Origin of the sequence: Belliella calami (genome assembly GCF_022549695.1) — a bacterium.
Taxonomy (GTDB): domain Bacteria; phylum Bacteroidota; class Bacteroidia; order Cytophagales; family Cyclobacteriaceae; genus Belliella; species Belliella calami.
The window spans coordinates 353,825-369,616 of the sequence record NZ_JAKZGS010000004.1 but is presented as its reverse complement, the minus strand read 5'-3'; the positions used below and the strand labels follow the sequence as shown (position 1 = coordinate 369,616).

Here is a 15,792-nt window from a genome sequence, read left to right as displayed (position 1 = left end):
TGTTAAGCAGACTTTCACCCTATTCACAACATCTATTTCTTTTAGCATAATGATAAAATACTATTTCAAAGTTGGTTTTGGCATCTTCCTTTATGCTTATGCAACACTTCATGTGTCGGCACAAAACCAGTTACCAATGGCGCTTTATACCAATAGCATTCCTATGACACCTGAGATTTTCAATGGTGGGGAATATGTAGAGTACCCAAGTGTTTTTTTAGGACATGCTTTTTTCCAAACCAATTCTTACACCTACGCTGACATTGTTTTCAATGGGATAGTTTACAGAGATGTCCCAGCTCTTTATGAATTGGTCTCCCAAAACATTGTAGTTCTCAATCCGACACATGCTAAAAAAGTGATGATTCAATCTAATAAAGTAAGTGAATTCATACTTAAATCCGAGCTTGGCGCTGTTCGCTTTGTCAAAGGCCAATTGATTGGGAATAACCAAGATTATAAAGAAAGATTTTTGGAAGAAGTAGTGCCTAATGGTCTTTTTGCCTTTCATAGAAAATCAGTGCAAAGAGAAATCAAAGGGTTGGAAAGAAATTCTCGTTTTGATTCATACGAAAATTTCATCCTTCTTCATGACAAGGATTTGATCGATATAAAAGGTAAAAATGAAATCATCGGTATCCTAGGCCTGGACAAAAAATCTACAAGAAAAATGCTAAAAGAAAAAGGAGTCAAATACAGAAAAAGCAATAGGACTTACCATACAGCTATTGTTCAATTCTATAAAAACAATCTAGGCAATGAATAGATTTTCATGGATTCTTATTGCCTTCCTAGGTTTATCAAATTTAAGCTTGGCACAGCAAGTTTCTCAGCAAGAGCGGTTGATTACTGGAACATTCATAGGAAAAACTTTTGGTGAATTTGCTGAAACTGTAAGTAATACAACTCCTTACTCATTCTATTTTGATCAGGCCGAATTGAAAGATATAAAAGTCAATCTTTCTATGGAAAAAAGCAGCCTTAGAGAGGTTCTCTATGCGATATTTGAAAAAACAGATTTCAAATTCAGTATAGATAAAGAAGACAGGGTATTTATCACAAAAGGAAAGGCGCTTAGCTTCAGCTTAAGTCCGACATTTTTCACTGAAAACTCAAAGATTTCTTCTAATGATGGAATGGCTGATGGAGATAGAACTTTTACGAGAAATAGGCTATATGTAATTGGAGAGCCCGACGGAAACAATACTGGATCAGCGACTTTGCGTGGAAAGGTGATAGGATATGATACCCAAAACCCAGTTCCTGGAGCTGTGATATACGAGCAAACCAAAACAACGAGCACATCAACAAATGCTGACGGAGAGTTTAGTATCACCCTTCCAAAAGGTAGGCATACTTTGTTCGTACAAAACTTAGGTGGTTTTGTAGAACAACGGCAAATACAGATCAATGCAGATGGCAGACTCGATCTGATTATTGAGGAGAATATTATCAGCTTGGATGAATTTCTATTATTGTCAGAAAAAAACCTCAACATAGGTCGAACTGAAATGGGTATACAACAACTTGGAATGTCCACTATCAAAAAGATCCCTGCAGTATTGGGTGAAGTAGATGTCATCCGAGGCGTACTTTCTTTGCCAGGGGTACAGACGGTTGGTGAAGCTAGTGTAGGGTTCAATGTCCGTGGCGGAGCAGCTGATCAAAACTTGATTCTCTACAATCATGCTACTGTTTACAACCCATCTCATCTTTTTGGTTTGTTTTCGGCTTTCAATGCAGATTTGATTAGTGGAGTAGATCTATACAAAGCTGGAGTTCCTGCGCAATATGGGGGCAGATTATCTTCTGTTTTGAACGTAAACGGAACATATGGAAACACCGACAAGATAAAAGTCAACGGAGGAATAGGACTATTGACAGGAAGGTTGAGTGTAGATGGTCCTCTTGGAGAAAACACAACTTTTGCCGTAGGCTTGAGATCTACCTATTCTGACTGGCTATTAAATCTGTTGGAAGAAAACACCTCATTCAGCAATGGTCGGGCAAATTTCTATGATTTCAATTTTAATATTGCTCACCGTCTTTCTGACAAACACGAAATCAGATTAAATGCCTATACCAGTAAAGACAGTTTCCAATTTGAAGCAGACACTGTTTTTAGTTATGAAAATCTCAATTACAATGCTTCTTGGAAGTACTTTATTTCCGAAAACATAGAATCGGAATTGGTCATAGGTCAGGATGAATACAATTTCAATATAGAAGGTAGGGACAGTCCAAGCAATGCATATAATTTAGGTTACAGAATCAGACAGAAGTTCTTGCGATTAAATTTTAAACAAGATGTTGGGTTTCGACATAAGCTAAGCTATGGTTTAAGTTCGCAAGAATATCGACTCAGTCCAGGACAGCTTGATCCTTTTGGGTTGGATTCTGGGATTTTACCGCAGAGAGTCAATTCTGAGAGAGCATTGGAATCAGCTCTTTACCTAGCTGACGATATTGAGATTAGTGAAAAACTAAATTTGAATTTGGGTATTCGGTATGCTATCTACAATTATTTGGGACCAAATACTGCAAGGTTCTATCAAGAAGGAGAATCTCCTTCGGAAAACACCTTAGAAAGAGAAGAGAGTTTTGGCTCTGGAAAAGTCATCCAGACTTATCATGGCCCCGAATTCAGACTGGGAGCAAGATACCTTTTGGACAATACTTCATCTATCAAAATTGGGTATAATACAAATAGACAATTTATCCACTTGTTGACAAATAATGCTGCCATAGCTCCGACAGATACATGGAAACTATCAGACAACAATATCAACCCTCAATGGGGAGATCAAATATCCTTAGGTTATTATAAAAATTTCAAAAAGGACATGTATGAATTTTCTGCAGAAGTGTATCACAGAAGCATGAGAAACCTTTTGGATTATAGATCTGGAGCTACTCTTTTGCTCAATGAACAAGTAGAGCAGGATATTCTAAAGACAGAAGGAAGGTCTTATGGAGTAGAATTGATGTTGAGGAAAAATACTGGCAAGCTCAATGGCTGGATTAGTTATTTCTACTCTAGATCTTTGTTGAGAACAGCAGCAGACGAGCAGGCAGAAAAAATCAACAATGGTGACTGGTATCCAAATAATTTTGACCAACCTCACAATGTGACTGTCATGGGGAACTATGAACTCAGCAAAAGAGTAAGCACTTCTCTGAATTTCAACTACAACACTGGAAGACCAATCACGCTACCTGTCGCCAAGTTTGACTATGCTGGTTCGGAAAGGATTTATTTCTCTGAAAGAAATGCCCATCGAATTCCTGATTATTTCAGGATGGATTTCTCTATTAATTTAGAAGGCAATCACAAAACCAAAAAACTAGCACACTCTTCTTGGTCCCTCGGGGTCTATAATGTTTTAGGTAGGCAAAATCCCTATTCAGTATTCTTCACACCGGTAAATGGAGTGCTTCAGGGATACCAGCTATCCATATTTGCCCGTCCTATTCCTTTCATTACTTACAATTTCAAAATCTAATGAAAAAGTATAAAATCTTAACTCCCTTTATATTCATACTGATGGCATCTATCCTCTCGATAGGATGCAGGGAGGAATATAATCCAAATATTGATCCTGCTGATACCAATCTTTTGGTAGTAGAGGGATTTATTGCTACAAACGGTGAGCGGTCTGTAATTAGATTGAGCCGAACTGGGAATTTGAATGATTCAACATTCAATGTTGAACCTGGAGCCTTAGTGGAACTAGAAGGTGAAAATAATGGAACTTGGAGATTACTTGAAAGCCCTTCAGGCACATACAGCATGTCCACTATCTTACCTTCCAATCAACAATATAGATTAAGAATAAGCTTACGAAATAATGATGAATACCTTTCCGACTTGATGCAGCCACTTGAATCTCCTGAAATAGCTGAATTGAGTTGGAGACGTACTAATTCAGGAGTCACCATCAGAGTAAATACGCAAGGAAGTCAAGAAAACCCCTACTTTCTTTGGCAGTTTGAGGAAGATTGGCGCTTCCGGTCAGCGATTCCGACTTCTTATAGATATCTTCCTGATAGAGGTGTAATGGAAGAAGTAACACCCGAGACAAATGTCTCAGTCTGCTGGAATGAAAACAGAGTTCAGCGCGTAATAATAGAAAATAGCGCAAGATTTAGTAACAATCAGATCCTAGATAGAGAGATCAATTTGATCCCAAACTCTTCAGAAAAACTTGGTTTGAAGTACAGTATTTTGGTGAGGCAAATTGCCATAGATCGAAATGCTTTTGATTTCTGGGAAATCATGCGTAAAAACACCGAGGATATTGGAGGGATATTCAGTCCACTTCCTTCATTGATAGGTGGAAATATCAAAAAAGTGGGAGATGAAAATATCTCAGCTATAGGTTATATCAGCATGGGAGTAGCCACTGAGAAAAGAATTTTTATCACAAATCAAGAAGTTTCTCCTTGGTCTGTAAGTATCCAAGATTACGATGGGTGCGCAATTCGCCCAGATACTATTGCCCCACGTGATTATGCAGACTACTTTACTTCTGGAAATTTAATGCCTGTCAATCCGATTTTTGGAGGAAACACACCATCCCCAACTGCATTTCAAGCTGCTACAAAGTTTTGTGTAGACTGTACAGAAAGAGGTGGTACTTTAATTAGACCTGATTTTTGGGAAGACTAAGCCAATTTAAACATGAAAAGAATCATTATCAGTTGCTTAATTCTCTTATTTGTCAATTTAGAAATAAGTGCCCAACAATTTGATTGGGAAGAAAAAGTATTTGTTCATCTATCCAAAAATATCGCCATCACTGGAGAACCTATATGGTTTTCAATAGATGTAGAATCCACGGATACGACTTTCGTACCAAGTATGGCTTACATCGAACTTGTCAATAGAAACGGGATATCTGTACACCAATTGCTTATTCCACTTGAAAATGGAAAAGGTTCAAACAACTTTAAAGCACCACTTCATTTGATTTCAGACCATTACCTGTTCAGGTGCTACACCAGAAGCAGTGCATTTACTGGTGAAAAAGGTGTGTTCAATCAATTGATTACTATCATCAATCCGGAAAAACCCGCACCTATTGTTACCAATTCTAAAACGCAGGATACTATTGTCATCAAAGATCAAACAAAGCGTAATTTGATTTCTGAAAGTACGCTAACAAAAAACAGTTCATCCACCATAAAAATCCCCAAATCAGGAATTCTTTCAATTTCAATTTCCAATCCATTTTTGGATGAAAAATATGATGGAAGAATCTCAAACAATATTTACAAGCCACTTCCAATGGATAAAGTGCTACCCGAACCGTATGGTCATGTAGTACATGCACGGGTAAGGAGTGGGAGCTCAAACCAGCCATATTACCTTTCAGCTCATGGTAGGCAAAACTATTTTAACATTGCAAAACCAAATGAGGTAGGTGAAATGTTCTTTGAACTAGCTTCTTTCAAGGATGTAAATTTTCTTTTGGCTCAAAAATATGATCAAAGTTCCGCTATGGATTTTGAATTAATCTCTCCCTTTCTCAATTTACAGTTTTTGGATGGATTTGAATTGCCAGCATTGGAACTCAAAAGAGAACAAGAGTCCTTCTTAGAAAATCTGATACTTGCTGGAAGGGTGGAGGAATATTATTACAAGCCAGAGACAATGGGCAATGGTTTGATCAATACTGAAATCAAACCAGATAAAACATACATCCTTGATGATTATAACAGATTTGAAAATGTAGAAATTACGCTTAAGGAATACATTCCAGAAGTGTATGTCAGAAAAAGTAATAGAAATGTGCTTTTCAAAGTAATGAATGATCCAACAGGAATTGTATTTCAGGAAAATCCGCTCTTGTTGATTGACAATATGCCTATTATGGATGCAAATGCCTTCGCAGCCTTTGACCCAAAGGGAATAGAAAAGATTGATCTGATCAACAGGAAGTTCTATTTCAATGATCAGGCATATGATGGTGTAATCAGCCTTACCTCAAAAATTGGGGATTTTGGGGGATTTGAGCTACCAAAAGAAGCTTTATATTTAGATTATTACAAATTTGCTTCAAAAATCAAACTGAGAGATAGAGGTGTAAACCCGAACAGAGAGGATAAAAATTTTCCTGATTTTAGAAACCTGATCTATTGGAATGATGAAGCTGAAAGTGGAATAGATAATATATATCCATCAGAGCTCTCAGGAACTTATGTGATCAGACATAGCTTTTTTGACGGCAATGAATGGAGCACTTCAATTGATAAAATAGAAGTCAGAAACTGATGTTTCACCCAATCATTTTAAAACAAAAAAAGACCGGACTTCAAAATCCGGTCTTTTTTATTATCCATATATCTCTTCCAAAGCCTGTGCAAGTCTAATCCCTGCAGCAATCAATCTCTCTTCTGTATGGTGGTAGTGCCTGTAGATGTACTCGTATCCAATCCTACCATTTTCAGGAATATCATACATATCTGGTCTGATGGCAGCTGCTTCTCTCAACCAATCCGCTGGTGAATTTTTGGTGTACTTTTCAACCAAACTTGGATTGATTCTTTTCTGAAGTTCTGTCGCTATTTCGGAATAACTCATTTTTTTACCTTCGATCAGATCGGAATCCCAAATCGCATGGATATTTGTTTCCTTGTTGAAAAAGCTCACTTTCACATCATTTCCACCACGATCTCCTGGCTTTCCTACATGAAATGGCTGATGCAAATCTCCTACGATGTGAATCAACATTCTCAATTGATCTCTTTCTTCTTCTGGAGTCAATTTTCCGCTTTTCAAACTTTCTTTGAGTCTCAAAAACGCCTCGTAAGCATCTCCTGCTTCTTCTTGGATGGTTGGATCATATTCTCCGTCTACTGTAGTCACCCAATGCCAAGTATTGGTATAGTTGTATTTTTGGTCCGAACGAATGTTATCCATCCAAACACCTACGCCAGAGATTGATTCTTGCTTCAATACTGCCTCTACTTTCTCAACAGTCGCGGCATCCATTTGCCATTCGGCAAGTTTACCGATTACATAATGTCCAATAGCACCCCATGCGAAAGACTGGGTTTGCATTCCCAACACTAAAACTAGCGCTAGTGCGATTGATTTGATTTTTTTCATAATTCGATTTGAAATACTCCAGAAATAATGATAAAATATTAATGAAATTTATAAGCCAGGATATATATAGATATTTTGCTTATATGTATATCCGTTTCCATAACAGTAGAATCTAAATAATTGAATTAACATGTGATTTCGAACCAATATCAATAAATATCCAATATCTATTAGTATCAGTTTGCCAAAAAACAATCGTTGAATTGATTAGTGGCATGATTGCGAATAATCATATTGAGCTTACGAATCAAACACAAAATCCATAATATTTGGTATCAATTATTATCTGAAATTTTTATGCTTCCAATTCCTTCACAGCCAAATAAGCCATCAACCCTGCACCAATTTCCAGCGCATCTTCATCAATGTCAAATGTAGGTGTGTGCACTCCAGAAGTGATTCCTTTAGCTTCATTCCTGGTTCCCAACCGATAAAAACAACCATCAATCTCTTGTGTGTAGTAAGAAAAATCTTCTGCAGCCATCCATATATCCAAATCGACTACATTTTCTTCACCCAAATAATCAATAGCTGCGTGCTGAGCACGATCAGTAAGTTCTTCAGCATTTTTCAAAAATGGATATCCCTTTCTAACTTCAAAATCCACTTCACCACCCATTCCTTCCACGATTCCTTTGGCAATGCTAATCATGTGGTGATGCGCTTTTGCTCTCCACTCTTCATTGAGAGTTCTGAAAGTTCCTTGAATCTTAACTTCGTTCGGGATGATGTTAGTAGCGCCAAGTGCTTCTATTCTTCCAAAAGAAAGCACCGAAGGAATCTTTGGAGACGCATTTCTACTGACGACTTGTTGCAAAGCGACAATCATGTGTGAAGCAATCAAAACTGGATCAACCAAAGTCTCTGGCATGGCTCCATGACCTCCTTTTCCTTTTACAGTGATATAAAGTTCATCTGCGCTTGCCATGTACATTCCTTTGCGGAACCCAACTTTACCTACTGGAATCAGAGGCATCACATGCTGTCCGATTATACTTGAAGGCCTTGGGTTTTCCAATGCTTTGTCTTTGATCATTAGAGAAGCACCTCCAGGTATCAACTCTTCTCCGGGCTGAAAAACCAGTTTGACTGTTCCTTCAAAATCACTTTTGACTTCATTCAAAATCTGGGCTACTCCCAGCAATGAGGCAGTGTGTACATCATGGCCACATGCATGCATTATTCCAGGCTTTGTTGATTTATATGAAACGTCGTTTTGCTCTATAATCGGCAAAGCATCCATATCTCCACGCAACGCAACTACTTTTTTTTCTGGGTTGTTACCTTTGATCAATACGACAAGGCCTGTTTCTGCTTTGACTTCAAAATCTGTCACACCCATTTTCGACAATTGCTCTTTTACAAAAGCCAATGTCTCAAATTCATGAAAAGATAATTCTGGATTGGCATGCAAATGCCTTCTATTGGCAATGACTTCGGATTTATACTGATTTGCGAGTGATTTGATTTTTTCCTTGATCATTCTTTAATTTTCTTCAGAATCCACATATCCACTTCTCTGAAATCGATCTTGGATGATCCTTGTCAGTGGAAATGCTTCCTTCAGTTTATTATAATAAGCTTGTGCTTCTATTCTATTAGTGAACTTCCCTACTTTTACCAAATACCTTGGCTGTTGGTACTCCATTTCGGTTTTGATGTCTGGAAATTTCATGTACAGATCATTTCTGGTTTTGAACGCTGCGTCTCTATCTAGTCCACTGTACACCAAAACCGTAAATCCAGAATAATACTTTTCTGAGCGGTTTTTATCAGCAAGTCTTCTCAACGCATCATTCAAATCTTCGTCAACAGCAAGACTTCCATTGAAGGATTCTGTCGGAGAAACAGCCTCCTCTTGATCCTTCAAATCAGGAAAGCTAATCCTTGAAGTAGATAAATCCTCTTTGTATGAATCAAATTCATTTTTGTCACTTCCTGACTTTTTGACGAGGTTACATGACCCCAGCAAAAAAACCAACACAACTGCACTTAAAAATGATTTCATCATAACTTTAATTTTTAACCTTCAATTATTATACACTTCCCTGCTGCCACATCTAGTTCTACACTTTTGAATTTCACATCTTTCTTGACCGTACCATCCGCATATTGAGCTGTGACTCTGTCATTTCTACCATAAGCTTTTTCAGATTTCCTTGGAGCTATCACTTGCTGTTCGGCTTGTCTATTTGCCACTGCTGCAGCTGCTTGTCTATTTGCTCCAGGATTTAGAGTACTTCCGATTTCTGCTTTTGAAGCCTGTACATTTTCTTGGCTTTTTGGTGCTTGGGCGGCTTTTACTTGACTTGGGTCTTGGGTTGGCAATTCAGCTTTGGCCAAGAATGAGATCACATCCTCATTCAATCTTCCTACAAATCGCTTGAACATCTCGAATGCTTCAAACTTGTAGATCAACAATGGATCCTTTTGCTCGTAAACTGCATTTTGAACTGATTGCTTCAAATCATCCATGTCTCTCAAATGCTCTTTCCAATTTTGATCTATGATCGCCAAAGTAACATTTTTCTCAATGGCTCTGATCAGATCTCGACCTTCATTAGTGACTGTAGATTCCAAACCAACAACTACGCCAATCTGCTTCAACCCATCAGTAATAGGTACCATTATTTCCTTTACAGTCGCTCCTCTTTGCGTATGTACATCTTTTAAGATTGGAAGTGCTTTTTCGAGAATCCTTTCGTTTTTGGAAACATAGCTTTTGTAGGATGCGTCAAAAAGCTCTTGGGTCAATGCATACACATCTTTATTGGCAAGATCCTCTGCTCTAAATGGATGGTCAATTCCTAAGGAGCTGAAAATATTCATTCTTAAATTCTCCAAATCCTCAGTGGACTTAGCCATCTGAATGATATCAGAACAAACATCGTACATGATATTCAAAATATCGAGCTCCAGTCGCTCACCCATCAAGGCATTTCGTCTTCTTTTATAGACTACTTCTCTTTGGGAATTCATCACATCATCATACTCAAGAAGACGCTTTCTTGTTCCGAAGTTATTCTCTTCTACTTTTTTCTGAGCTCTTTCTATGGATTTGGAAATCATGGAATGCTGAATCACTTCACCTTCTTCCAGCCCCATTCTATCCATCAGCTTTGCGATTCTTTCAGATCCAAAAAGTCGCATCAAGTTGTCTTCCAACGATACAAAGAACTGTGATGAACCTACATCTCCTTGACGACCAGATCTACCTCTCAACTGACGATCGACCCTTCTTGATTCATGCCTTTCTGTACCGATGATAGCCAAACCGCCTGCAGATCTTGATTCAGGCGTCAGCTTGATATCAGTACCTCTACCCGCCATGTTGGTGGCAATCGTGACCGTCCCTGGTTTACCTGCCTCAGCGACCACATCTGCTTCACGGGCATGTTGCTTCGCATTCAAAACTTGGTGTTGGATTTTTTTGATCGTCAACATCCTACTGAGCAATTCCGATATCTCTACTGAAGTAGTACCTACTAGTACTGGCCTTCCAGCTTTTGTCAATTCTACAATTTCATCTGCTACAGCATTGAATTTCTCACGGACAGTCTTGTATACTTTGTCGTCCCTATCTTGTCTTACTATTGGTCTGTTGGTCGGAATGACCACTACATCCAATTTGTAGATTTCCCAGAATTCACCTGCTTCTGTCTCTGCAGTACCTGTCATACCCGAAAGCTTGTGGTACATTCTAAAGTAATTCTGCAAAGTGATCGTAGCATACGTTTGAGTAGCATCTTCCACTTTCACATTTTCCTTTGCTTCTATTGCTTGGTGAAGACCATCAGAATATCTTCTTCCTTCCATCACACGACCTGTCTGCTCATCGACAATTTTCACTTTTCCATCTACCAAGATATACTCAGTGTCTTTTTCAAACATACAGTATGCCTTCAATAGCTGGTTGACTGTATGAATTCTCTGTGCCTTTACGCCGTAATCTTTGATGATTTCTTCTTTGCGAATCAATTTTTCCTTATCGTCCAAGTCTGGATTTTTTTCCATCTCAGCGATTTCTACTCCGATATCTGGAAGAATAAAAAATTCTGGGTTTTCATTTTTCTTGGTGATGACTTCAATCCCGTTGTCAGTCAGCTCTACACCATTTGTTTTTTCTTCAATTGTAAACAGAAGCGGCTCATCTGCCTCAGGCATATTTCGCTTGTTGTCTTGAAGGTAATAATTTTCTGTTTTCTGAAGAATTACCCTTATCCCTGGTTCAGAAAGGTATTTGATCAATGGCTTATATTTTGGCATTCCTCTGAACGCCCTGAATAGTGCCAATCCGCCATCTTTTTCGTTTTTCTCACCAATTAGTTTTTTGGCATCAGAAAGATATCCCTGAACCAATTTTCGCTGCTCATCTACCAGAGTGGAAACTCTAGGCTTCATATCCATAAACTCATGCTCGTCACCTCTTGGAACAGGGCCAGAAATAATCAACGGTGTCCTAGCATCATCGATCAATACTGAATCGACCTCATCTATCATCGCAAAATGATGCTTGCCTTGAACCAAATCGCCTGCATCTCGTGCCATATTATCCCTTAGGTAATCAAAACCAAATTCATTGTTGGTTCCATAGACGATGTCAGCTTTGTAAGCTCTTTTTCTTTCTTCGGAATTTGGCTTGTACTTATCTATACAGTCCACTGATAATCCGTGGAATTCAAAAAGTGGCGCATTCCACTCCGAATCTCTTTTTGCAAGGTAATCATTGACTGTTACCAAGTGAACACCTCTTCCCGCTAAAGCATTGAGGTAAGAAGGCAAGGTAGAAACCAAAGTTTTCCCTTCACCAGTTGCCATCTCAGCAATATTGCCTTTGTGCAATACCATCCCACCGATAAGCTGTACATCATAGTGTACCATGTCCCATACTACTTCTGTGCCAGCAGCCATCCACTTGTTGTGCCAGATAGCCTCTTCTCCTACTATCTCAACGTTTGCCTTTTTGACTGCCAATTCTTTATCATAAAGATTTGCTTTGACTTTCAGGCTTCCCACCTCTTTGAATCTTCTGGCTGTTTCTTTGACTACTGCAAAAGCCAATGGCATTACTTTTTCCAATACAACTTCCAAGGCTTCATCTCTTTCCTTTTCGGTCTTGTCGATTTCATTGTAAAGAGCATCTTTTTCATGGACTTTATCTGGTGCCAAAGCTTCAATTTGGTCTCTGAAACCTTTTATTTTGTCATCAAAAGATTTCAAATCACTGTTGATAATTGACTTGATCTCGGCTGTTTTTCCTCTTAATTCATCATCAGAAAGGTTTTTGAGTTTCTCAAATTCCTGATTGATCAACGCTACTTTCGGAGTCAACTCTTTTATATCTCTATCTGACTTAGTTCCAAAAACTTTTGCCAGACCTTTTGCTATAATTTCTAACATATCATGCTTTATATAATTGCGGCTTAAAATTACTTTGTTTTTATTACAATAGAAAATAAGGAAATGAATGTTGGGGTATTAAAAAACCCAAAAATCACAATTCCATTTTTCTTCTTTTAATTATTTATACTTCACCTTCAAAGGAAAATTTTATTGGTCACTTTTCCATTTTCCATGGAAAACCTGTTTCGCTGGACCGATCAAAGTGATATTTTTGAACGAACCATTTGCCGAAGCTGTAAATTTCACTTTCAGTTTGCCTCCTTGGGTTTTGATATTGACTTCATTGAGGGAATTTTGGTATCCATATACAAGGGCACAGGCGGTGACACCAGTTCCACACGAGAGTGTTTCGTTTTCCACTCCTCTTTCGTAAGTCCTCACATGAATTTCATCTGATGAAAGTGGTGTTACAAAATTCACATTTGTCCCTCCAGGTTCATATGTTTTACTATATCGGATTTCTGCACCAGTTTCCACTATTGGATATTGTGCTACATCTTCTACAAATCTGACATGATGCGGAGACCCAGTATTTACAAAGAAATCCTGTCCAGAATTGGAAAGACTTTTTACTTCCCCCATTCCCAAAGAAACGATATCACCTGAAATCTTCGCTTGATGTGGACCATCTATCGCAAGGAAAGATGCTTCTGAGGCTACTATTTCCAAGAAGTTGGAAAATGCAACAGCACATCTCGCTCCATTGCCACACATACTTTGCGAGCCATCCGCATTGAAATAAATCATTTCAAAATCATAGCCCTCTTTGTTTCTAATCAAAATCAAACCGTCAGCACCGATCCCGAATTTTCGGTCACAAAGCTGCTGTACGAGATTTAGATCTCCTTCAGGAAAAACTTCGCTTCTGTCATCAATCATGACGAAATCATTTCCAGTTCCCTGATATTTATAAAAAGATATTTCCATTTTACTAAATCTCAATTGCTCATTACTTGCCATCATAAATGGAACTCTACCTATAGAGAGCTCAAACTACTTTTTCCAATTAGTGATGGGAAGCTAAATTATAACATTCATTCACCAAATTAATCCTACTGGTAGAATTAAGGAAAAAACCTTAATTCAAAAACCAAACCAAGGGTAGATGGTTCTACAAACATAAGCAACTTGTCATAAAATCAGACTTATTGTCCGAAATATGGTTTTATTATCGGCATGAAATCTTTAACTTAGGCCAAATTGAATATAATCTACCCAAAAAAACTATCTAAAAAACGCAATCAATTAAAAGGAAAACCATAAAAAAATGAAAAAATCATCCTTTAATGTATCAAGAAGAGTATTTTTGAGTCAAAGTTCTAAAGCTACATTTGCCCTAGGCCTTGGATCCAGTGTCATTGGTTCAGCTTTTCTTTCAGCTTGTGGAGGTGGAGCCAGCGAAGAAGAAAAAATAATGCTAAGTACTGGCTTTGACCAAAATCAACTCGCATATGATTACAATGCACTCGAACCACATATTGACGCCATGACAATGGAAATCCATCATACTAAGCACGCTGCTGGCTATGCCAAAAACTTAGCCGAAGCAGCTGCCGAAGAAGGTGTAGATGTGAGCAAACCACTTGAAGATGTCTTGATGAATATATCAAAGTACTCTACAAAAATGCGCAATAACGCAGGTGGACATTATAATCACGAATTGTTTTGGAAAACAATGGGACCAGATGCTGGAGGGAAGCCAGAAGGAGATCTTGCTGCAGCAATAGACGCTGAGTTTGGTAGCTTCGATGAATTTGTCAAAAAATTTGAAGATGCCGGTAAAACGAGGTTTGGATCAGGCTGGGCATGGTTAGTAGTTGGAAATGACCAAAAGCTCGCTGTAGGTTCTACACCAAACCAAGACAATCCATTGATGGATGTTTCCGATTTCAAGGGTACTCCTTTGCTGGGAATAGATGTATGGGAGCATGCCTACTACTTGAAATACATGAACGATAGAGGTGGCTACATAGGGAATTGGTGGAATGTCATCAATTGGAAAGCTGTATCTGAAAGGTTTGACGCCTTGACTTAATTTCTTGATTTATGCTGATTATCTTTGTTTATTCCACAGCGTAAAAATGTTATTAATCAAATAGTTGTATGGGTATCGATTGATCTAATGCATTTCATTTTGTATATCTTTTTGAATGTAATCGGATAGTCATAATATTTAAATAAAAATAGTCAAAAGGTGAAAGTTGAAAAGATGTGTTCTTTTTACTTTCACCTTTTTCATTTCATCTATAATTTTCGATTTTTTGTTTCTTGATATTTGGTGCATTAGGCAAAATGTGGTTGCAGATAAAGACTAAACTTATTGTTTTTACTCCTCCAAGTAAAAGTTAACAGTAAAAAGGTCTAAAATCTCAATATAATGTCATTTTTTAATCCAATCGTTGGCATAGGCATTGCGTAGGTACGGTTCTAAACCAACTTATTATGAAGATGAAAATTTTAATGAAAAACTATCAAAAAATTGCTTTTGCTCTAGCTATCGGGCTAATCTCCTTTTCTTGTACTGAAGATGATGATGTAAATGCAAATGAACCACAAAGCAATGTAGCGCTAAGTGCTACAGCTTCCAATAACAATACTGCTGGCGCCCGTATCAATGAAAGGGTGAATGTGAATGGATTTGAAGTAAGCCAGTTTTCTGTTGGAACAAAGGACGTCGAAATGAAATATGCTGCTAAAGCGGATCTTTTGGCTGGAATAAGCATCGGAGACATTACATTCAAAACAAATGTAAATACGACATTCCATACAGAAGCTTCAAAGTCGAGAAACCTCATCCTTGTAAACAATGGCAATGTGGCGGTTTCTACACTCGCAGAAGGCAGAAGCCCTGATGGAAACTACACAGAGGTTGATTTTAGACTATTCAAAAAGACAGAAGGAAATGAAAATGACCCAATGTTCGAAAAATCTCTCTGGATCGCAGGTGAAATTGATGGGAAAGTAGCTACAATTTGGCTGACAAATGAAAAGCTTCTAAAAGCTAAATCTGAAAATGCAACAGGAATAGAAGTAGATGGTGAAACTGAAATGGTTCTTACATTTGACATGAGTAAGCTTTTTGCAGGAATAGATTTCAGCACTGCTGTAGATGCAAATTCTGATGGAAGAATCGATATAGGTCCAAATAGTGCTGATGGGAATGCTACTATTTTATCTAGAATAGAAAGTAACATTGAGTCGTCAGTTGTTCTGAAGAAAAAATAAAACATAGTTTCCCAAATACATTCTTCAAGAAATATTTTTTTGAAAAAAGGCCG

General features: G+C 38.0%; 11 protein-coding genes. 6 read left to right on the top strand and 5 right to left on the bottom strand.

The window, feature by feature from the left end; all coding sequences use genetic code 11:
- Nucleotides 1–49 precede the first annotated feature (49 nt).
- The 4 genes from MM236_RS08240 to MM236_RS08225 are packed head-to-tail and all read left to right on the top strand — an operon-like array spanning nucleotide 50 to nucleotide 6,274.
- On the top strand, nucleotides 50–766 hold the full coding sequence (locus tag MM236_RS08240) for a hypothetical protein (RefSeq protein ID WP_241274484.1): 717 nt from the start codon (nucleotides 50–52) through the stop codon (nucleotides 764–766).
- A complete protein-coding gene (locus MM236_RS08235; RefSeq protein ID WP_241274483.1) occupies nucleotides 759–3,503 on the top strand; it encodes a TonB-dependent receptor in 2,745 nt (914 codons plus the stop codon). The genes MM236_RS08240 and MM236_RS08235 overlap by 8 nt, the downstream gene beginning before the upstream one ends.
- Entirely contained in the window at nucleotides 3,503–4,669 is a 1,167-nt protein-coding gene (locus tag MM236_RS08230) for a DUF4249 domain-containing protein (protein ID WP_241274482.1), read from the top strand. Before MM236_RS08235 ends, MM236_RS08230 begins: the two co-directional genes overlap by 1 nt.
- 12 nt (nucleotides 4,670–4,681) lie before the next feature.
- The gene (locus MM236_RS08225) at nucleotides 4,682–6,274 is read left to right on the top strand and encodes a hypothetical protein (RefSeq protein WP_241274481.1); all 1,593 of its coding nucleotides are present in this window, start codon (nucleotides 4,682–4,684) and stop codon (nucleotides 6,272–6,274) included.
- Nucleotides 6,275–6,334: 60 nt separating this feature from the next.
- Here MM236_RS08225 and MM236_RS08220 read toward each other — a convergent pair whose 3' ends face one another.
- From MM236_RS08220 to dapF, 5 genes are all read right to left on the bottom strand, one after another.
- Nucleotides 6,335–7,111: a S1/P1 nuclease gene (locus tag MM236_RS08220; RefSeq protein WP_241274480.1), complete on the bottom strand. Its 777-nt coding sequence runs from the start codon at nucleotides 7,109–7,111 to the stop codon at nucleotides 6,335–6,337.
- 295 nt (nucleotides 7,112–7,406) lie between these two features.
- Nucleotides 7,407–8,594 carry a M20 metallopeptidase family protein gene (locus MM236_RS08215; protein WP_241274479.1) on the bottom strand — a complete coding sequence of 396 codons (1,188 nt, stop codon included), beginning with the start codon at nucleotides 8,592–8,594 and terminating at the stop codon, nucleotides 7,407–7,409.
- A 3-nt stretch (nucleotides 8,595–8,597) separates the two neighbouring features.
- Nucleotides 8,598–9,122: a hypothetical protein gene (locus MM236_RS08210; protein ID WP_241274478.1), complete on the bottom strand. Its 525-nt coding sequence runs from the start codon at nucleotides 9,120–9,122 to the stop codon at nucleotides 8,598–8,600.
- Between the two features lie 11 nt (nucleotides 9,123–9,133).
- Nucleotides 9,134–12,511, bottom strand: coding sequence for a preprotein translocase subunit SecA (secA, locus tag MM236_RS08205; protein WP_241274477.1), 3,378 nt, complete (start codon nucleotides 12,509–12,511; stop codon nucleotides 9,134–9,136).
- Between the two features lie 150 nt (nucleotides 12,512–12,661).
- Nucleotides 12,662–13,441, bottom strand: a complete 780-nt coding sequence (gene dapF, locus MM236_RS08200; protein WP_241274476.1) for a diaminopimelate epimerase — start codon at nucleotides 13,439–13,441, stop codon at nucleotides 12,662–12,664.
- Between the two features lie 340 nt (nucleotides 13,442–13,781).
- Here dapF and MM236_RS08195 point away from each other — a divergent pair, with 340 nt between their 5' ends.
- Together MM236_RS08195 and MM236_RS08190 are read left to right on the top strand one after the other, a co-directional pair.
- Entirely contained in the window at nucleotides 13,782–14,549 is a 768-nt protein-coding gene (locus MM236_RS08195; protein WP_305037097.1) for a superoxide dismutase, read from the top strand.
- A gap of 407 nt (nucleotides 14,550–14,956) precedes the next feature.
- Entirely contained in the window at nucleotides 14,957–15,739 is a 783-nt protein-coding gene (locus tag MM236_RS08190; protein WP_241274475.1) for a hypothetical protein, read from the top strand.
- Nucleotides 15,740–15,792: the final 53 nt, after the last annotated feature.

What these genes read in the sequence shown, in the direction of transcription:
- MM236_RS08240 (WP_241274484.1), top strand. Translation starts at nt 50, where the DNA reads ATGATAAAATACTATTTCAAAGTTGGTTTTGGCATCTTCCTTTATGCT.
- MM236_RS08235 (WP_241274483.1), top strand. Translation starts at nt 759, where the DNA reads ATGAATAGATTTTCATGGATTCTTATTGCCTTCCTAGGTTTATCAAAT.
- MM236_RS08230 (WP_241274482.1), top strand. Translation starts at nt 3,503, where the DNA reads ATGAAAAAGTATAAAATCTTAACTCCCTTTATATTCATACTGATGGCA.
- MM236_RS08225 (WP_241274481.1), top strand. Translation starts at nt 4,682, where the DNA reads ATGAAAAGAATCATTATCAGTTGCTTAATTCTCTTATTTGTCAATTTA.
- MM236_RS08220 (WP_241274480.1), bottom strand. Translation starts at nt 7,111, where the DNA reads ATGAAAAAAATCAAATCAATCGCACTAGCGCTAGTTTTAGTGTTGGGA.
- MM236_RS08215 (WP_241274479.1), bottom strand. Translation starts at nt 8,594, where the DNA reads ATGATCAAGGAAAAAATCAAATCACTCGCAAATCAGTATAAATCCGAA.
- MM236_RS08210 (WP_241274478.1), bottom strand. Translation starts at nt 9,122, where the DNA reads ATGATGAAATCATTTTTAAGTGCAGTTGTGTTGGTTTTTTTGCTGGGG.
- secA (WP_241274477.1), bottom strand. Translation starts at nt 12,511, where the DNA reads ATGTTAGAAATTATAGCAAAAGGTCTGGCAAAAGTTTTTGGAACTAAG.
- dapF (WP_241274476.1), bottom strand. Translation starts at nt 13,441, where the DNA reads ATGGAAATATCTTTTTATAAATATCAGGGAACTGGAAATGATTTCGTC.
- MM236_RS08195 (WP_305037097.1), top strand. Translation starts at nt 13,782, where the DNA reads ATGAAAAAATCATCCTTTAATGTATCAAGAAGAGTATTTTTGAGTCAA.
- MM236_RS08190 (WP_241274475.1), top strand. Translation starts at nt 14,957, where the DNA reads ATGAAGATGAAAATTTTAATGAAAAACTATCAAAAAATTGCTTTTGCT.